Source organism: Leclercia sp. LSNIH3 (assembly GCF_002935105.1).
GTDB classification, from domain to species: domain Bacteria; phylum Pseudomonadota; class Gammaproteobacteria; order Enterobacterales; family Enterobacteriaceae; genus Enterobacter; species Enterobacter adecarboxylatus.
In genome coordinates this window covers 2,034,699-2,053,272 of sequence record NZ_CP026387.1, presented here as the reverse complement: position 1 = coordinate 2,053,272, position 18,574 = coordinate 2,034,699, and the positions used below count along the sequence as shown (strand labels likewise).

The window sequence follows — 18,574 nt, the reverse complement described above, 5'->3', positions numbered from 1 at the left end:
TGTGCCGGAACAGAGATGCGCTTTTGCAGTGTTTTATTTTGTCGCTCTGGTTAGCGTAGTGCGACTTTCCTGGATTGTCACTTTGTTAAACAGCCGTTTACGGTGATTAACCATAATTTTATACGCCAGCTTTTTAAGCGTAGAGAGCAGGCTGAATGTCAGGTGCTTGGTATCATAGACAATATAGTTGTCGGTAAAATTTAACGTGTGAATACCGTCGCTGTTATTAATCGACGCGCTTATTTTCCCTACCAGTTTCTCTTCATAGTTATGCGGGGTTAAGCTGGTCAATTCTTTAATAAAAATGGATTTCCCGTACACATCAGGATTGCTTTCCTGAGTGAAAATGTAGGTTTTGTTGTTGATTGAGTATGGCTTTCCGGCCCCGCGGAAATGCACGTTGCAGACATCCAGGTTTGGGGAGATCCGCTTCCAGTCGCCCAGAATGCCCTCTGAAGTATGAATAACCAGCTCGTTATCCATGGTGGTTGAGACCAGGTAACTGACGCCATTCAACTCAAAGACCACGTTATCCGTGACGGCCATGTCGGAGACCAGCACCTTGACCTTTTCCCAGCGCGCGGGGAAATCGACGGACTGGAACAGAATCACCTCTTTGCGTTCTGACGACTCGGGGATCATGAACAGTTTACCGTCGAGCTGGAACAGGAAGGGGAAAGAGAGATGACATTTTAAATCATCAAATCCTTCCAGCTTCAGGTCCTCGATCTCTTCGAGTGCTTTATTGAGGATACGGCAGCGCAGCACCCCCTTCGAGTTAAGAAAGGAAAACGCTTCATAAAAAACATACAGCCGATCGTCTTTATCAATAATAAAGGGATCGGCCTGGAAGATATATTTTTTATGAAGCTGCTGTGCTTTACTGTTTGTGAGGATATCCAGCGTATTATCCGGGAAAACGTGCTGGCCATTGCTGTTAATGACCATGATGTCCCAGGACTCATGGAAAAACAGCTTTTTGATTATCCTGTTATTTTTATTAAACATTTTACCATGCTTCTCATTAGGAAATATTAATCATTCCAGAAATGAGCGGCTGTCCAGGTGTTCAGAGGCATCACAAGATAATCCAGACATTCACTATTTCCAGAGCATTTACATTACTTTGCAAAGAGTCTGTATCAGCATTAAAATTTACTTCAGGTTCGGGCCATGGTCAGGGCGCAGGAGTGTTGTCATAAAAAATGCATAATTAGCGCGTTAGAAGGGATTATTCCTGCGTATAACAACCCTATGTCCAATCCTTATATAAGGAAATAATAGAAATGGGTGAGTTCGGGATATATCGCATGAAATACAATGAAGTCATCTTCAGCGCGGGCTTGGCAGCTGCGACGTTATTACAGGGCGTGGGTGTAAGGGGTATTTAATGCGCTTAGGGGAGTTGCGATACAAAAAAAATCGACTGCTGCTACTGGTCGCCGGGGCGCTCGCGTTCTCGCCGGTATGGGCGAAAGCGGAAAGTACGCAACCGCTGCAAAGGGTGAATCCTCCGGCCATGAGCGGGCTGTTGACCAACCCGGGCACTGGCGTGGCCCGTTTTCACAATCAGGACTTAAGCATCGCGCAATACCCGACAACGGGCCTTGAGTATCGTCGCTATTACTGGACCGAAGTGGAACCGCAGGAAGGGCAATACAACTTTGCGCTGGTGGATGAAGGGTTTGCCGCTGCGGCTGCGCAGCAGCCAGCAATGAATGTCGGACTGCGGTTTATGATCCTCGATGGGCCAGAGTCGGGTTCAGAGATCCCGCAATGGCTGATCAATAAAGGGATCAAAGGCACCTGGACGCCGGATCATAAGACCTTTGTGCCAGATCTGGATGATCCCATCTATCTGGCCTACGCCCAGCGTCTTCTCCAGGCGTTTGGCGCGCGTTACAACAACAACCCGGAGCTGGCTTTTATCGACATTGGGATGGTCGGCGCGTGGGGAGAGTGGCATAACAGCAATTTCCCGAGCCTGCCGCCGTTGCAGGAACGCTATCCCCCTGAACTGCTCAACCGCTATGTCGATATGCACTTCAGTGCCTTCCCTGACACCCCTAAAATCATGCTGCTCAACGGCTATGATTCCGTGGCCTATGCGGTGAAGAGAGGGGCGGGCTGGCGTGCTGACTGCTGGGGCGACTGGCGCAACTTTAGCCCCAACTGGAGCCATATGCGCAATGATTACCCGGAGCGCCTCACGGCGGCAGAGACGGCCTGGCCGGGGTTCGACCAGGCATGGAAAAAAGCCCCCGTCAGCCTGGAGATTTGCGGCCACATGGCGGAGTGGCTGAGCGAGCAGAAGTATTCCCGGGAAGAGGTGCAGGCCACCTTTGACTGGGCCCTGGCGCAGCATGCCAGCACCCTGAACCTGAAATCCACCGAGGTGCCGCAGGCGTATCGCGATATCCTCGACAACGCGCTGACAAAAATCGGTTACCGTTTCCGGGTCGTGTCGCTGACCCATCCGCCGAGCGTCCATGCGGGGCAGGCTGTTACGCTCAACAGCGAATGGTCCAACGATGGGGTGGCACCCATTTATCTGCGCTATACCCTCGCCTGGCGTTTACAGGACGCGCGCGGGAATACCGTCGCACAGGGCAGCGCCGGGGATGATATCCGCCAGTGGCTACCGGGCAAGCATAGCTCGGCATACCCGCTTGCAACCCCACGTAACCTGGCGTCAGGGCACTATCTGCTGGACGTGGCGATGGTGGACAGAAATAACAAGGCGCGTATCCAGCTGGCTAACGAGGGGAAGCTGAGCGATGGCTGGTATCGGCTGTCGTCGGTGATGATTAATTGAAGGGCAGGCTGACCCGGCTGGTGTCTTTCCATCCCGGTGCGGTGGCGCGGTTCTGATAAAAAGCCCCCGCAGGAGGGGGGCTATGCTCAGTAATAATAGATATAAGGTTTACGAGGAAGAGGGAACAAAACGCCATCGGGATCGGCTCCCTTCATGATCCGCGCAATAGCCGCGGACTCCTTTGCCCGACGCGGCCGGGTTATAAACATACGTGTCCGGGCGGAAGGGCAATGACGGGCATTCCAGTCAGGCCAGCATCCCGCGGTGCGATTGCGGTGGTGCATCATCTTGCCTTCAAAACCGGGGTAGCCAACGTGGCAATGGGGTTTTGGTTTCCCGTTCCGTTCACGATCTTTTCTTGTGTTAAATACAGACATTTCAGGTACCTGGTTATGAATAGTTACCTCATATGTCCTCCTTACATGTTTCTTCGTCGTGTGCGTCTCTTCTGCATACCTGCGGCGCTGGTGCCCACACATTCAGCAAGAGCTATTGCACGGTATCTTTTCGTAACCGCCGGATGTTTGGGCTGCTGTTACCCGTAGCCAGAAGGGGGGCCTTGCAGGCTTATTCTTTTATTTTCAGGGATGTGCAGACAGGGTGGCCTGAATAACAGACATGTGCCGGCACGTCAGACATCCAGTGACGTTCTCCGCGAGCACGAAAGTCTGCAATGGCAGTTTCAATCACCGCCCGGTTTAACCTGTCAGCGTCAACGACCATCTGCAAACCCACCCCGAAAGCGTATCCCGGCAAGATGCGGTAACCGCAGTAAATGGCTGGCGGATTATCCCGCGCGATTTCCAGCGCCCGTTTATCGACGAAATCATGAAAAGTTAAGCCGTCAAACTGTGGGTAGTGTCGTTGGGGTTTACGCAGCCATGTCTTGCCCTGGCTACTGGCGTCAGGAATGAAATCCACGTGCATTAAGTCATCTTTTTCAGCGGCATCTAACTCCGACAGGGCCTCATTGAAAGCGATGTCTTCTACGGCATCGGCAAAAGCCACATTGGCTGTGACGATCTCTGCGTTCCAGAAAAGAGCGGGATCGTGACTGAGAAAGAGAATATCGCTCCAGGTCCACTGGCCGCTGGCGAGTGCGACATCCTGGTCGCATTCGTCAAAGAAGATGCCGCCCAGCCTGTCACGTTCACGATAGATAAGATTTTTGACTCGTAAGGCTTTAGCCCGACGCTTTCGACGCGAAAGAGACGTGAATGGCGTATGTTTCTGGCCCATGAGGATCTCTGCGAATGTTCGCTGGGAGAAATCCAGCCGGTCAGGCTACCTGAAAGGGTTTAACGTTGGAAGCTTTTGATGGGGGGAATAGGGAATGTAGTGCGATGGAGAGTCCGGTTCTCCAAAAGCAAAAACCCGCCTTTTGGGCGGGTTCTTTAGAATAGTGGTGCCCGGACTCGGAATCGAACCAAGGACACGGGGATTTTCAATCCCCTGCTCTACCGACTGAGCTATCCGGGCAACGGGGCGCATTAAACCGCAATCACGTACGGGCGTCAACCTTATTTCTGGAAAAGCTGTTCAACTGCTTAAGTTTGCGGCAATCTGTCGGTTTGCGCGTCGATTTTGCACAAATCTTCCAGACATAAAGGTGAACCGGGGCAATGCTGAAAGCGAAAAAGGGGGCGCGACAGTGAACGACTGGCTTGAGCTGCGACAGCATGCGGATACAGGAATTGAAACCATCAAGGCGCACTTTGAAGGGCACGCCTACGATCCGCACTGGCACGACAGCTATCTGGTGGGGATCACCCTCAGCGGCACGCAGCAATTCCATTGCCGCCGTAAGCGCTATCTTAGCCATCCGGGGGATGCGTTCCTGCTTGAGCCGGGTGAGATCCATGACGGTGACGCACCCGTCGCGGGCGGTTTCACCTATGTGACGTTCTACCTCGACGAGCGCTGGCTCCTCAACACTCTGCATGGCCTTTATGAGGCCACACCCGGCAGTTATTCTCTGCATTTCTCGCAAATCCTGACCCGCGAGCCGCAGCTGGCGCACACCATCGGCAATACCTTTGCGGCGCTGCACAATGACGAGATGAAGATCGTGCAGCAGAGCACGATGGATAATCTGCTGGCGCAGCTCACGTCCCATAGCCACTGGCGTAAAAAATTACCGTCACAGTTGCAGAGCGCAGCGGTGGCGCATCGGGCGCGGGACTATCTCTATGCCCATCTGGGCGACAATATCGGCCTGTCCGATCTGGCCCGGGAAACCGGCACCGATCGCTTCACGCTCACCCGCTGCTTTAAGCGAGAGTTCCACCTGGCGCCGCATGCCTGGCTCATTCAACTGCGTCTGGCCAAAGCGCGGCAGTTTCTGGCGCGTGGGGATCAGCCCGTCGATGTGGCGGCGGCGCTGGGGTTTGCCGATCAAAGCCATCTGGGCCGCTGGTTCCAGCGGGCTTACCGTATCACGCCTGCCCACTACCGTCGGTTGTGCACAAACCTTCCAGACGTTTCCAGAAAATAGCGGCACTGTCAGGACTCTTATAATAAGGAGTCACCTGTGAATCTAATGCCGTTTCTGTTATTTGCTTTTGTCGCCTCGATAACGCCAGGGCCAACCAACATCCTTGTACTGACCAACAGCCAGCATTTCGGGGTCAGAGCAACCCTGCCGGCGCTATTGAGTGCCTGCGTGGCAGCCAGTGCCATTGTGCTGATTTCCGGGGCCGGAGCGGGTGAGATGCTGCATCAGTATCCGCTGGTGCGTCAGGTGATGAGCTGGGCCGGGGTACTGTGGTTAAGCTGGATGAGCTGGCAGCTCTTTTGTGCGCCAGCGGCAAACGTCTCCCGCGACACGCATACCCGCTTCACCGCGCGGGCGGCGGCGTTACTGCAGGTCATTAACCCTAAAACCTGGATGATGGCGCTGGCGGTGGTCAGCCTGTTTGCCCCTGCGGGAGAGGGTGCATTGCGGGATATCGCGCTGATGGCGCTCTGGTTTCTGCTAATCTCCGTGGCCTGTCTGCTGTGCTGGGCATGGCTGGGACAGGCGGTAAACAAAGTGTTTCGGACCGCTGCGGCGATGGTGCGTTTTCAGCGCCTGATGGCGCTGTGTCTGTTCATCTCTGCCTGGGCGGGAATGCTGGCTTAAGTCAGCGCTCCACCTTTGCGACACTGCGCAAAGTGCAGAATATCTTCCGCCAGCCGCTGGGCGGTATCGACATCGGCCTGGCTGCGGTTCACCAGCATCCGGCTTAGGCAGCCTTCAATAATCAGATCCATCTGCTTTGCCACCATCGCCGGATCGTCCACTTCCAGCGTGGTCAGCAGTTCATGCGTAAAGTCATGCGAGGCGCGTTTTTGCTGATCGGCAAGCTGGTGGATCGGGTGGCCCGGATCCGGGTAAAAGGTACAGGCGGCAATAAACAGGCAGCCCGGATAGCGATGGTTACGCACGCATTCGGTCAGCGCAGAGTAGCGCGCCAGTAATTTTTGCTCTGCCGAAAGCTCGGTGTTGAGCATCAACTGTCTGCGCCAGGTATCCACCTGCTGGCTGAGATAACGCAGGGAATCGTACAGTAGCGCCTCTTTATCGGGCCAGAAACGACGTAGTTCATCCAGAGGATAATTAATACGTTCGGCAACCATTTCCAGCGAGGTGCTGGCTATCCCTTGAATTTCAAGTAATTGCAGGGTTGCACCCAGAACATCTTCACGTTGCACGGTTTTCTCCTCCGTTTACTTTCGTACTTTCCCATTTGAAGTGTCGTTTACGGTTGGCGATCGCGCAAATGCGCACTGAACGCGGCGGCATCCATAAAACCCGTTACCCGCTGTGCGGGCTGCTCTTCACCTTGTGCGTTGAAAAACAAGATAGTCGGCAGGCCGAGCACGTTAAGCTCCTTAAGCAGGGCCTTATCCTGCGGGCTGTTCGCCGTGACGTTAGCCTGCAGCAGGACGGTCTCTTTCAGGGCATTTTGCACCTGTGGATCGCTAAAGGTGTATTTTTCAAACTCTTTGCAGGCGACGCACCAGTCGGCGTAGAGGTCGAGCATCACCGGTTTTCCCTCTGCCTGTGCCAGCGCGCGGTGTAATGCGTCGACATTGTCGACAGGCGTGAAGTTCAGGTGCGCCTGGCTTTGCGCAGTAGGCGCACTAAAGGCCCAGTCCTGCAACGGACGCACGCTGACCAGCGCGGCAGCCAGCAGCAGGATCTGCACCAGGCGGATCCATGGCGTGCGGGCGTTCAGACTGCTGATAAAGGCCCAGCTAAAGAAGGCGACGCCCAGCATGGCCCACAGCCGCAGGCCCCAGACATCACCGACCACGCGCTCCAGCAGGAACACCGGCAGGGCCAGAATGACAAAACCAAAGGCGGTTTTTACCGTCTCCATCCACGGGCCGCTCTTCGGCAGCAGGCGGTTGCCAAACACCGTGACCAGGATCAGCGGCAGACCCATCCCGAGGGCATAGAGATACAGCGTGCCGCCGCCGAGCCACATATTGCCGCTCTGAGCGATATACAGCAGGATCGCGCTGAGCGGGGCGGTGGTGCAGGGCGAGCAGATCAGCCCGGCAATAGCTCCCATTGCAAATACCCCGCCGACAGATCCACCCTGCTGGCGGTTGCTCATCAGCGTTAAACGGGTTTGCAGGGAGGAGGGCAGTTGCAGGCTGAACAGGCCAAACATCGACAGCGCCAGCAGGATAAAGACCGCCGACAGCCCGATCAGCACCCAGGGATGCTGGAGCGCCGCCTGAAACTGTAATCCGGCTGCCGCGACGACCAGACCGAGCGCGGTATAGGTGAGCGCCATCCCCTGAACGTAGATAAAAGCCAGCAGCAGCGCACGGCCTGTGGAGAGCCGCTGTTTACCGCCGAGAACGATGCCCGAAATCAGCGGATACATGGGCAATACGCACGGCGTAAAGGCGATACCGATGCCAATTAACAGCGCCCAGAGCGCGGAGAAGGGCAGCGCAGTGCCGCTTTCGTCCTTCGCCCCGGTCCTCTCTTCTGAGGGGGGAGGGGCAACAGCAGGTTGGGCGGCTGCTTTCACTTCACTGAGGGGAATTACTTTGGTTTCGGGCGGGTAGCAGAGACCGGCATCGGCACAGCCTTGATAAGTCACCGTCAGCGTAGCGCCTTTATCGGCCTGCGCGACGGCAACAGGCACAGACAGCTGGCCCCGGTAGATTTCACTTTTGCCGTAAAATTCGTCTTCGTGCGCTACCCCGGCGGGCAGCTGGAGTGGACCTACCTGCGCCTGAGCGGGCGTAATGCTGATCTGCTTGCGATAGAGGTAGTAACCCTCTTTTACCTGCCAGTTGAGATTCAGGTCATGTTGGTTTTGCTGAAAATCGAAGACAAAAGCCTGGTCGGCAGGCGTGAAATTCGAGCGGCCGGGCGCGTCAAATAACCCGGCAAAAACTGATGTGCTGCACAGCAGCAGGATCAGCGTAAGGAAGCGTTGAGCCATGAGAGATAGTCGTTATCACCGTGGAGCACTGGCAGCACCAGCAGTTCCGGGGTCTGGTAAGGATGATGCGATTTGAGGCAGTCGAGGAGTGCTTGCTGATGGGTCACGCTGGATTTGAGGAGCATCTGCACTTCGTACTCCTGTTCCAGCTTGCCTTCCCAGTAGTAAAGGGAGGTGGCGCCGGGGAGGATGGTCACGCAGGCTGCAAGCTTATCTGCCAGCACTTTGGCGGCAAGATCCTGGGCGGTAGCTTCATCGGGAGCGGTACACAGAACAACAACAGTGTCGGGCGTATTCACAAGTCGACCTCGGTATCGCGAAAAAAATTACTATATCACGACCGGCCGCTGCTCATTAATGAATCGGGCCGCTAAGCGGCCCGACTTTAACTCTTTTTACAACCGAAAGCGGTTTACAGCACAATGCCGCCGATGATGAAGCCGAGCACGACACACAGGGTAATGGCAATCACGCCCGGGGTCAGGAAGGCGTGGTTAAACACGTACTTACCGATACGGGTAGAGCCGGTATCATCCATCTCGACCGCGGCCAGCAGCGTTGGATAAGTTGGCAGAACAAACAGCGCGGAAACGGCCGCAAAAGAGGCAATCGCCGTCAGCGGAGAGACGCCCAGCATCAGTGCCGCAGGCATCAGCGCCTTAGTGGTCGCCGCCTGGGAGTAGAGCAGGGTCGCAGCAAAGAACAGCACCACCGCCAGCAACCACGGGTAGTTATGCAGCAGATCGCCCGCAACGGTCTGGATATCGGTGATATGGGCTTTCACGAAGGTATCACCCAGCCAGGCCACACCCAGTACGCACACACAGGCGCTCATACCGGATTTGAAGGTGCTGGCGTTGAGTACTTCGCTGGTGTCGATTTTACAGGTGATGCTAATCAGCGTGGCGATGGTCAGCATGAACACCACGATCGCTTCGTTACGTGGCAGAACCGGGTTCTGAATCAGCCCCACGGTATCGCTGATGGCGGTCGCGTAGAACATCACCGCGATGATCCCGATCAGGAACAGCAGCACGGAGCGTTTAGCGTGTGGCTTCAGGACAAAGGCCTGGCTGCCGCGCAGCTTCACTTCACCTTTTGCCAGACGCTCCTGATAGACCGGATCGTCTTTCAGCTCGGCACCGAGGAAGTTACAGAACACCGCGGTGATCATTACCGCAATCAGGGTGACCGGAATACAGATTGCCAGCAGCGTCAGGTAGCTTACGCCCAGCGGCTCGAGGATCCCGGCAAAGAACACCACCGCCGCAGAGATAGGAGACGCGGTGATAGCAATCTGTGACGCGACAACGGCAATGGAGAGTGGACGAGAAGGACGGATGCCCTGCTCTTTCGCCACTTCGGTAATGACCGGCAGGGTGGAGAACGCGGTATGGCCAGTACCGGCCAGAATCGTCATAAACCAGGTTACCAGCGGGGCGAGGAAGGTAATGTATTTCGGGTGGCGGCGCAGCATACGCTCCGCCAGGCTCACCAGGTAGTCCATCCCCCCGGCAACCTGCATGGCGGCGATAGCGGCGATAACCGCCATAATGATTTCAATAACGTCGAACGGAATAGCGCCGGGTTTAATTTGAAAAATGAGAGTAAGGACAAGTACGCCAAGACCGCCGGCGAAACCGATGCCGATCCCCCCGAGCCTTGCCCCTAAATAGATCGCCAACAGGACGACGACGAGTTCTGCTCCAAACATGAGTGCCTACCTTGCTTATTAACAAGTTGATATTGAATTGTTGTGTTTTGGTAAAGCCTAAAAACAAAAAAGGCACGTCAAGTGACGTGCCTTCATGAAGATTAACCTGAACTGTTATTGTTCACTTTCATCCGTATATCTTTTTGCTTTATAGGCCGGGTGCATTAAGTTTTGTGCGGAGAAGATATCATCCAGCTCAGCTTCTGTCAGCAAGCCACGCTCAAGTACGACCTCTCGTACGCTCTTACCGGTTTCGGCACAGATCTTACCAACGATGTCGCCGTTGTGGTGACCGATGAACGGGTTGAGGTAGGTGACGATACCGATGGAGTTATAGACGTAGCTTTCACACACCGCTTTGTTCGCCGTGATGCCGTTGATGCATTTCTCCAGCAGGTTGTAGCAGGCGTTGGTCAGAATGTGAATCGACTCAAACATCGCCTGGCCAATCACTGGCTCCATCACGTTCAGCTGCAGCTGGCCCGCTTCCGAGGCCATGGTGACAGTAATGTCGTTCCCGATGACTTTGAAGCACACCTGGTTAACCACCTCTGGCACCACCGGGTTCACTTTGGCTGGCATGATGGACGAGCCTGCCTGCAGTTCTGGCAGATTGATTTCGTTCAGACCTGCACGCGGGCCTGAAGAGAGCAGGCGCAGGTCGTTACAGATTTTGGAGAGCTTCACTGCCAGACGTTTCAGGGCGCTGTGCACCATGACGTAAGCACCGCAGTCGGAAGTGGCTTCGATCAGGTCTTCCGCTGGCACAACCGCCAGGTTGGAAACTTCGGCCAGCTTCTGCACTGCCAGCTGCTGATAGCCATCCGGGGTATTCAGGCGTGTACCGATGGCCGTAGCCCCAAGGTTCACTTCCAGCAGCAGTTCAGAGGTGCGCATCAGGTTGCGGGTCTCTTCATTCAGCAGCACGTTAAATGCGTGGAACTCCTGGCCGAGGGTCATTGGCACCGCGTCCTGCAGCTGGGTGCGGCCCATTTTCAGGATGTCCTGGAATTCGACGGCTTTATTCTGGAAACCTTCACCCAGTTGGTTAATGGCATCAACCAGCTTCACCACGGAGGCGTAAACGGCGATACGGAAACCGGTCGGGTAGGCGTCGTTGGTGGACTGGCATTTATTGACGTGATCGTTCGGGTTCAGGTACTGGTACTCACCTTTCTGGTGGCCCATCAGCTCAAGACCGATGTTTGCCAGTACCTCGTTGGTGTTCATGTTCACCGATGTCCCCGCGCCGCCCTGATAGACGTCGACCGGGAATTGATCCATGCACTTGCCATTGTTCAGCACTTCATCGCAGGCGGCAATGATGGTATTGGCAATGTTTTTCGGAATGGTTTGCAGCTCTTTGTTCGCCATGGCTGCCGCTTTCTTCACCATCACCATGCCACGCACAAACTCAGGGATGTCGCTGATTTTGCTGTTGCTGATGTAGAAGTTTTCAATCGCTCTCAGAGTGTGAACACCATAGTAGGCATCCGCTGGAACTTCCCTGGTACCCAACAAATCTTCTTCGATACGAATGTTGTTTAACATGTGAACCTTCTTTTCAAGCTGCCGATTGATTGTACTAAACACACAGTACATCTGTGGTTATGTCTATTTTCTGACCGACGATTATCCCCTGAATCGACCAGATACCCGGAATGATATGCTGATGATAGCGAAATGCCGTAACCTGGATCACTTATTATCGACCCCGTAACATGATATTTATCAATATGTGAAATGAGTCACCGCTTCAATATTTCCAAAAAAAATATCCGTGCAAACCGATTGAATTTTGACTAAACGCCTCCATTTCAGACAGACGCGAATCGCAAATTGATACCGACAGGGGCCTTAAGGCGTCTGCCACACAGGAGAAGCCATTGCGCTGGATACCGTTAGTTGCCATTTTCCTTTATGTTTACATAGAGATATCTATTTTTATTCAGGTCGCCCATGTGCTTGGCGTCCTGCTGACGTTAATCCTGGTGATTTTCACGTCGGTCATTGGTATGTCGCTGGTGCGTAATCAGGGTTTCAAAAATTTCCTGTTAATGCAGCAGAAGATGGCCGCAGGCGAAAGCCCGGCGGCGGAGATGATCAAAAGCGTGTCGCTGATTATTGGCGGTATCCTGCTGATTATTCCCGGCTTCTTCACCGATTTCCTCGGCCTGTTGCTGCTCTTCCCGCCAGTGCAAAAGTTGCTGACGCTGAAGCTGATGCCGCACCTGCGTTTTAACCGGATGCCGGGCGGCGGATTTAGCACCGGCCCAGGTAACGGCGAGACGTTTGACGGGGAATTCCAGCGCAAAGATGACCAGCGCGACCGTCTGGATCATAAAGACGACCGTTAAGATATTTTGCCCGGCGGCGCTGCGCGTACAATGGGCCTACGGTTTTGTAGGCCAGGTAAGCGAAGCGCCATCCGGCGCTTACACTGCACTCCGCTTCGGCAAGAACCACCACAGCCCCGCCAGCATCACAATGGCGTACAGACTCTTCCATCCCACCATCGCCAGCAGCAGTAAGCACAGCACCCCACCGATCACCGCCAGCGCCTTATAGCGGCCTTTCAGCAGGCGGCAACCCGCCAGCATGCACAGCAGATAGATCATGATGAATATGCCGTTGGCATAGACGATAAGCGCGTCGAGGTTGATGTCCAGCCAGTAGATCGCCAGCGTGCTCAACACGCAGCAGCCCAGCACGGCGTTCAGCGCGTTGAGCGGCAACTGGCGTTTCGACAGACGCGACAAACGGCTGTCCGGCTTATACAGCGCCTGGGACCATACCAGCCGGGCAAAACTCTGGATGTAGATATTCAGGCTGGCGAAGCAGGCGAGATAGCCAATGACGCAGGCGATCCACAAAGCCTTCACACCAAACAGCTGCACTACAATGGCTGGCAGCGAGGCCGCCGCGGCCATATCGGCACCATAGGCGGTGAAATGAAGGACCAGGACCGTACAGGCCCAGTAGACCGTGCCCGCCAGCAGCAAGCCAATCATCAACGCCCGTGGGAAATCGCGTTCTGGCTGTTTGAATTCCGAGGCTAAGTGGGCGAAAGCTTCCAGGCCGACAAAGCACCAGAACATTACGGAAAGGGCGGCGAAAAGCTGTGAATGGTCGATATCAGTCACGGCAGGGAAGGGGATAGCACTAACGTTAATTTCCCCGGCCCACCAGATGGCGGCGATCAGCGCCACAATCAGCACCGCAACCAGCGTCTGGAGGTTGGCACTCGAGCTTGCGCCCCGTGAACCGACCCACCAGACAATCGCCAGGGTACCCAATTCGGCCAGCAGCAGTTGCGCGTCATGCCAGCCAAACAGTGCCTGACCAAAGCCTGTCGCGATATGCAAGGCAGCCGGTAAGCCTACGGGGATCACGGAGAGGAATAACCAGCCGGTCACGCGCTCCAGGCGTGGGCCAAACGCCATCCCGACAAAATGCGCCACCCCGCCGGCACTGGGAAAGTGTCGCCCGAGAATGGCAAAGACAATCGCCACCGGAAACACCAGCACGATTAACACTGGCCATGCCCACAGACTGTTATCACCTGCGACCAGGGCAGCCAGCGCCGGTACGGCAAACACCCCCGTACCCAGTAATGACGTTGAAAGTAAGCCTACACCCTGTGCGAGTCCCAGCTCCTGTTTGAGTCCACTCATTCCGTTGTCCTGCCGCCATCAAAAGAGAGGCGATGGTAACACTTTCGCAAATTTTTTTTCGACTACCCCTTGAAGGGGTAAAACCCCATCCCCATCTCTCTGGGCACTAGCCGGAAAACCGCTTACGGCCCGGCGTCACCCATAACTGATAATGACTTTCTCAAAGGAGAGCTATCAATGAGTATTCGTCCGTTACATGATCGTGTGATCGTCAAACGTAAAGAAGTTGAAACTAAATCTGCTGGCGGCATCGTTCTGACCGGTTCTGCAGCAGCGAAATCAACTCGTGGCGAAATCATCGCTGTCGGTAAGGGTCGCATTCTGGAAAACGGAAATGTGCAGCCTCTGGACGTTAAAGTTGGTGACATCGTTATTTTCAACGATGGCTACGGTGTGAAGTCCGAGAAGATCGACAATGAAGAAGTGTTGATCATGTCCGAAAGCGACATTCTGGCAATTGTTGAAGCGTAATCCGCGAACGACACTGAACATACGAATTTAAGGGAAAGATTAAAATGGCAGCTAAAGACGTAAAATTCGGTAACGACGCTCGTGTGAAAATGCTGCGCGGCGTAAACGTACTGGCAGATGCAGTTAAAGTAACCCTGGGTCCAAAAGGCCGTAACGTGGTTCTGGACAAATCCTTCGGCGCGCCGACCATCACCAAAGACGGTGTGTCCGTTGCGCGTGAAATCGAGCTGGAAGACAAGTTCGAAAACATGGGTGCTCAGATGGTGAAAGAAGTTGCCTCTAAAGCGAACGACGCTGCAGGCGACGGCACCACCACTGCAACTGTACTGGCGCAGGCAATCATCACTGAAGGCCTGAAAGCCGTTGCTGCGGGTATGAACCCGATGGATCTGAAACGTGGTATCGACAAAGCTGTCGTTGCTGCTGTTGAAGAGCTGAAAGCGCTGTCCGTACCGTGCTCTGACTCTAAAGCTATTGCTCAGGTTGGTACCATCTCCGCTAACTCCGACGAAACCGTAGGTAAACTGATCGCTGAAGCGATGGATAAAGTCGGTAAAGAAGGCGTGATCACCGTTGAAGACGGTACCGGTCTGGAAGACGAACTGGACGTGGTTGAAGGTATGCAGTTCGACCGCGGCTACCTGTCCCCATACTTCATCAACAAGCCGGAAACTGGCGCAGTAGAACTGGAAAGCCCGTTCATCCTGCTGGCTGATAAGAAGATCTCCAACATCCGCGAAATGCTGCCAGTTCTGGAAGCCGTTGCGAAAGCAGGCAAACCGCTGGTTATCATCGCTGAAGACGTTGAAGGCGAAGCGCTGGCAACCCTGGTGGTTAACACCATGCGTGGCATCGTGAAAGTGGCTGCGGTTAAAGCACCTGGCTTCGGCGATCGTCGTAAAGCCATGCTGCAGGATATCGCAACTCTGACTGGCGGTACCGTGATCTCTGAAGAGATCGGTATGGAGCTGGAAAAAGCCACTCTGGAAGATCTGGGCCAGGCGAAACGCGTTGTTATCAACAAAGACACCACCACCATCATCGATGGCGTGGGTGAAGAAGATGCCATCCAGGGCCGTGTGACTCAGATCCGTAAGCAGATCGAAGAAGCCACCTCTGATTACGATCGCGAAAAACTGCAGGAACGCGTAGCGAAACTGGCTGGCGGCGTTGCGGTAATCAAAGTCGGTGCAGCTACCGAAGTTGAAATGAAAGAGAAGAAAGCTCGCGTTGACGATGCCCTGCACGCGACCCGTGCTGCGGTAGAAGAAGGCGTGGTTGCTGGTGGTGGTGTTGCTCTGGTTCGCGTTGCAGCGAAACTGGCTGGCCTGACCGCTCAGAACGAAGACCAGAACGTGGGTATTAAAGTTGCGCTGCGCGCAATGGAAGCACCACTGCGTCAGATCGTTTCCAATGCCGGTGAAGAGCCGTCTGTTGTAGCGAACATGGTGAAAGCGGGCGAAGGTAACTACGGTTACAACGCAGCGACTGAAGAATACGGCAACATGATCGACTTCGGTATCCTGGACCCAACCAAAGTGACCCGTTCTGCTCTGCAGTACGCGGCCTCTGTTGCGGGTCTGATGATCACCACCGAATGCATGGTGACCGACCTGCCAAAAAGCGACGCGCCTGATTTAGGTGCTGCTGGCGGTATGGGCGGCATGGGTGGAATGGGCGGCATGATGTAATTGCCCTACGCCCTGCATATTTCAGGCTGTAGATGCGTTGGCTACGTTCGCGAACCCCAGTTACTTACTGGGGATTCAGAAACTTGCCGCCTTCCTGCAACCAGAATGATTTGGGCGTATACCTCGCAGAAATGAAGAAACCCCCGGTCAGAAATGACCGGGGGTTTTTCTTTTGGTCATCTTTTTAGTATAAGGTTTAGACGCGGGCAGCGAGTGCTCAACTTTTTGAAAACGAGGAATAACATGCGCGTTAACGTTTGTGCAGGGATTGTAGGAGCAGCACTGCTGCTGGCGGGGTGTAGTTCCGGTAATGAGCTGTCTGCTGGTGGGCATAGCGTTCGCTTTGTAGAAGATAAGCCGGGCAGCGAATGCCAGCTGATTGGCACCGCTACGGGCAAACAAAGCAACTGGCTTTCCGGGCAGCATGGCGAAGAGGGCGGTTCAATGCGTGGTGCAGCGAATGGTCTGCGTAACCAGGCGGCAGAGATGGGCGGGAATGTGATTTATGGCGTCAGCAGCCCGACGCAAGGCCTGTTATCAAGCTTTGTACCGACTGCCAGTGAAATGCAGGGCCAGGTTTATAAGTGTCCGAATTGATATGCTGTGCCTCTCTCTGCGCGATCGGAAAGAGGCTCAACTTTCTCTTCTTGCTTAACTCTCTTGTTTCAGCCCTAAATCAAGCGGTGTTTTACTCGGTTGACCGCCAATTTCCCGGGCTAACCTTGGCACCATGTACCCTGATACCAGGGTCAGCAGTTCACGCATAATGGCGCGGGCTTCATCATCATTCACCATGAAATGCGCGGCGCCCTGCACCTTATCGAGCACATGGATGTAATAAGGCATCACCCCCGCATCAAATAAGGCATTGCTCAGGTTAGCGAGGGTGTGGGCATTATCGTTCACGTCGCGCAGCAGAACGCTCTGATTAAGCAGTGTTACTCCGGCCTGGCGTAAGCGGGCCATTGCCGCCCGGAATGTCTCGTCAATCTCGTTAGCATGGTTGATATGGTTAACCAACAAGATTTGCAACGAAGACCGCGCAAGACGTGCCGTGAGTTCTTCAGTAATACGCGCCGGGATCACAATCGGTAAACGGCTATGAATGCGTAACCGCTTGATATGCGGGATCGCTTCCAGCTGGGTGATCAGCCAGTCCAGCTCATGATCTTTCGCCATCAGCGGATCGCCGCCAGAGAAGATAATCTCATCCAGCTCAGTATGAGAAGCAATGTAGTCGAGCGCGGCCTGCCAGTTGCGCTTGTTGCCCTGATTGTCGGCGTACGGGAAGTGACGACGGAAGCAATAGCGACAGTTTACTGCACAGCCGCCCTTAACCAGCAGCAGGGCGCGATTACGGTACTTATGCAGTAAACCGGGCACCACGCTGTTCTGCTCTTCGAGGGGATCGGTGCTAAAACCCGGAGCGGAGATAAACTCATCCTGGGCTGTGAGCACTTGTTTTAACAGCGGATCATCGGGATTTCCTTTCTCCATGCGAGCCACAAAAGCACGTGGAACGCGCAGGGGAAAAAGACGTTTCGCTTCACGTCCGGCGAGAAGTTTTTCATCATTATCCAGATCCAACAGATGAAGCAGTTCATCAGGACGGGTGATTACATCGGCAAGTTGCGATAACCAATCTTCTCTGGACGGGGTATTTAGGGTTACAATATGCGCCATTTTGTGGCTTAGCTACCAGTTAACAATTTCAGAGGGCCTTATGGCGACTTACTATAGCAACGATTTTCGTGCCGGTCTTAAAATCATGATGGACGGCGAACCGTACGCGGTTGAAGCCAGCGAATTCGTTAAACCAGGTAAAGGTCAGGCATTCGCACGCGTTAAGCTGCGCCGCCTGCTGACCGGTACCCGTGTAGAGAAAACCTTCAAATCCACCGACTCTGCTGAAGGCGCAGACGTGGTTGATATGAACCTGACCTACCTCTACAACGACGGTGAATTCTATCACTTCATGAACAACTCCACTTTCGAGCAGCTGTCTGCTGACGAGAAAGCGGTAGGTGACAGCGCTAAATGGCTGCTGGATCAGGCAGAGTGCATCGTGACCCTGTGGAACGGCCAGCCTATCGCTGTGACCCCACCAAACTTCGTTGAACTGGAAATCGTTGAAACAGACCCAGGTCTGAAAGGCGATACCGCAGGTACTGGCGGTAAGCCAGCCAAGCTGTCTACCGGTGCCGTGGTTAAAGTTCCACTGTTCGTGCAGACTGGCGAAATCATCAAAGTGGATACCCGCTCTGGTGAATACGTATCTCGCGTGAAGTAATTCACTTCGGGATGAAAGGCGCAGTTTTTTGCTGCGCCTTTTTGACCGAAAAAGGATTCATGGACGATGCAGCGCACAATCAAAATTTTCCTGCTGATGATCCTTGCTGGCTCACTGCTCACCGGCTGCAATACGGCCCGTGGCTTCGGGGAAGACATTAAAAGCCTCGGCCATGCCATTTCGCACGCCGCCTCCTGATTTTTCTTCTTTTCCTAAAAATTCTTCCTTTTCCATCACTCGCCGGGATCCTGGCTATGCTTATGTAGCTGTACACAATAACTTTGGCTAAAAAAGGAAGACATTATGCTTAAGAAAACATTTGTAGCGATCTTTTCGGTTCTGGTGCTTTCGTCTGTACTGACGGCCTGTAATACCACTCGCGGCGTCGGTGAGGATATCTCCTCTGGCGGTAGCGCGATTTCTGGTGCGGCAACTAAAGCACAACAGTAATCTTGGGCGGTACGGTGCT

Annotated in this window: 19 protein-coding genes and 1 tRNA gene; 10 read left to right on the top strand and 10 right to left on the bottom strand. The window is 54.3% G+C overall.

What is annotated here, in order from left to right:
• Positions 1–33: 33 nt before the first annotated feature.
• On the bottom strand, positions 34–1,008 hold the full coding sequence (locus C3F35_RS09970; protein ID WP_225321532.1) for a glucosamine inositolphosphorylceramide transferase family protein: 975 nt from the start codon (positions 1,006–1,008) through the stop codon (positions 34–36).
• 382 nt (positions 1,009–1,390) lie between these two features.
• On the opposite strand from C3F35_RS09970, the gene C3F35_RS09965 reads away from it, so the two are divergent.
• Positions 1,391–2,815, top strand: coding sequence for a DUF4832 domain-containing protein (locus tag C3F35_RS09965; protein WP_103793109.1), 1,425 nt, complete (start codon positions 1,391–1,393; stop codon positions 2,813–2,815).
• A gap of 567 nt (positions 2,816–3,382) precedes the next feature.
• Here the strand turns inward: C3F35_RS09965 and C3F35_RS09955 are convergent.
• Complete coding sequence (locus C3F35_RS09955; protein WP_103793111.1) at positions 3,383–4,054, bottom strand: hypothetical protein; 672 nt, start codon at positions 4,052–4,054, stop codon at positions 3,383–3,385.
• A 164-nt stretch (positions 4,055–4,218) separates the two neighbouring features.
• Positions 4,219–4,294, bottom strand: a tRNA-Phe gene (locus C3F35_RS09950).
• 172 nt (positions 4,295–4,466) lie between these two features.
• Here C3F35_RS09950 and C3F35_RS09945 point away from each other — a divergent pair.
• Both C3F35_RS09945 and C3F35_RS09940 read left to right on the top strand, forming a co-directional pair.
• Positions 4,467–5,309, top strand: coding sequence for an AraC family transcriptional regulator (locus C3F35_RS09945; protein ID WP_059309155.1), 843 nt, complete (start codon positions 4,467–4,469; stop codon positions 5,307–5,309).
• A gap of 36 nt (positions 5,310–5,345) precedes the next feature.
• Positions 5,346–5,936, top strand: coding sequence for a LysE family translocator (locus tag C3F35_RS09940; RefSeq protein ID WP_032616143.1), 591 nt, complete (start codon positions 5,346–5,348; stop codon positions 5,934–5,936).
• On the opposite strand, the gene C3F35_RS09935 is transcribed toward C3F35_RS09940, so the two are convergent.
• From C3F35_RS09935 to aspA, 5 genes are all read right to left on the bottom strand, one after another.
• Positions 5,933–6,508, bottom strand: a complete 576-nt coding sequence (locus C3F35_RS09935; protein ID WP_032616144.1) for a transcriptional regulator — start codon at positions 6,506–6,508, stop codon at positions 5,933–5,935. The two genes, C3F35_RS09940 and C3F35_RS09935, sit on opposite strands and share 4 nt — an antisense overlap.
• A gap of 47 nt (positions 6,509–6,555) precedes the next feature.
• Positions 6,556–8,265 carry a protein-disulfide reductase DsbD gene (locus tag C3F35_RS09930; protein WP_103793112.1) on the bottom strand — a complete coding sequence of 570 codons (1,710 nt, stop codon included), beginning with the start codon at positions 8,263–8,265 and terminating at the stop codon, positions 6,556–6,558.
• Positions 8,241–8,564 (bottom strand): divalent cation tolerance protein CutA, encoded by a 324-nt coding sequence (cutA, locus tag C3F35_RS09925; protein ID WP_032616146.1) that lies wholly within the window; start codon positions 8,562–8,564, stop codon positions 8,241–8,243. The genes C3F35_RS09930 and cutA overlap by 25 nt, the downstream gene beginning before the upstream one ends.
• 113 nt (positions 8,565–8,677) lie before the next feature.
• Entirely contained in the window at positions 8,678–9,979 is a 1,302-nt protein-coding gene (locus C3F35_RS09920; RefSeq protein ID WP_103793113.1) for an anaerobic C4-dicarboxylate transporter, read from the bottom strand.
• 114 nt (positions 9,980–10,093) lie between these two features.
• On the bottom strand, positions 10,094–11,530 hold the full coding sequence (gene aspA / locus C3F35_RS09915; protein WP_032616148.1) for an aspartate ammonia-lyase: 1,437 nt from the start codon (positions 11,528–11,530) through the stop codon (positions 10,094–10,096).
• 335 nt (positions 11,531–11,865) lie between these two features.
• Here aspA and C3F35_RS09905 point away from each other — a divergent pair, with 335 nt between their 5' ends.
• Complete coding sequence (locus C3F35_RS09905) at positions 11,866–12,336, top strand: FxsA family protein (protein ID WP_032616149.1); 471 nt, start codon at positions 11,866–11,868, stop codon at positions 12,334–12,336.
• Positions 12,337–12,414: 78 nt separating this feature from the next.
• Here the strand turns inward: C3F35_RS09905 and yjeH are convergent, their stop codons facing one another.
• A complete protein-coding gene (yjeH, locus tag C3F35_RS09900) occupies positions 12,415–13,653 on the bottom strand; it encodes an L-methionine/branched-chain amino acid transporter (protein ID WP_032616150.1) in 1,239 nt (412 codons plus the stop codon).
• Between the two features lie 177 nt (positions 13,654–13,830).
• Here yjeH and C3F35_RS09895 point away from each other — a divergent pair, with 177 nt between their 5' ends.
• The 3 genes from C3F35_RS09895 (at position 13,831) to C3F35_RS09880 (ending at position 16,412) form a co-directional block, all read left to right on the top strand.
• Positions 13,831–14,124, top strand: a complete 294-nt coding sequence (locus tag C3F35_RS09895) for a co-chaperone GroES (RefSeq protein WP_032616151.1) — start codon at positions 13,831–13,833, stop codon at positions 14,122–14,124.
• Between the two features lie 44 nt (positions 14,125–14,168).
• Positions 14,169–15,815 (top strand): chaperonin GroEL, encoded by a 1,647-nt coding sequence (gene groL, locus C3F35_RS09890; protein WP_032616152.1) that lies wholly within the window; start codon positions 14,169–14,171, stop codon positions 15,813–15,815.
• A 243-nt stretch (positions 15,816–16,058) separates the two neighbouring features.
• Entirely contained in the window at positions 16,059–16,412 is a 354-nt protein-coding gene (locus C3F35_RS09880) for a DUF4156 domain-containing protein (protein ID WP_032616153.1), read from the top strand.
• Between the two features lie 54 nt (positions 16,413–16,466).
• Here C3F35_RS09880 and epmB read toward each other — a convergent pair whose 3' ends face one another.
• The gene (gene epmB, locus C3F35_RS09875) at positions 16,467–17,498 is read right to left on the bottom strand and encodes an EF-P beta-lysylation protein EpmB (RefSeq protein WP_059308910.1); all 1,032 of its coding nucleotides are present in this window, start codon (positions 17,496–17,498) and stop codon (positions 16,467–16,469) included.
• 40 nt (positions 17,499–17,538) lie between these two features.
• On the opposite strand from epmB, the gene efp reads away from it, so the two are divergent.
• The 3 genes from efp (at position 17,539) to ecnB (ending at position 18,555) form a co-directional block, all read left to right on the top strand.
• On the top strand, positions 17,539–18,105 hold the full coding sequence (gene efp / locus C3F35_RS09870) for an elongation factor P (protein WP_032616155.1): 567 nt from the start codon (positions 17,539–17,541) through the stop codon (positions 18,103–18,105).
• Between the two features lie 66 nt (positions 18,106–18,171).
• Positions 18,172–18,303 (top strand): entericidin A/B family lipoprotein, encoded by a 132-nt coding sequence (locus tag C3F35_RS09865; RefSeq protein WP_032616156.1) that lies wholly within the window; start codon positions 18,172–18,174, stop codon positions 18,301–18,303.
• 105 nt (positions 18,304–18,408) lie between these two features.
• Complete coding sequence (gene ecnB / locus C3F35_RS09860) at positions 18,409–18,555, top strand: lipoprotein toxin entericidin B (RefSeq protein ID WP_032616157.1); 147 nt, start codon at positions 18,409–18,411, stop codon at positions 18,553–18,555.
• Positions 18,556–18,574: the final 19 nt, after the last annotated feature.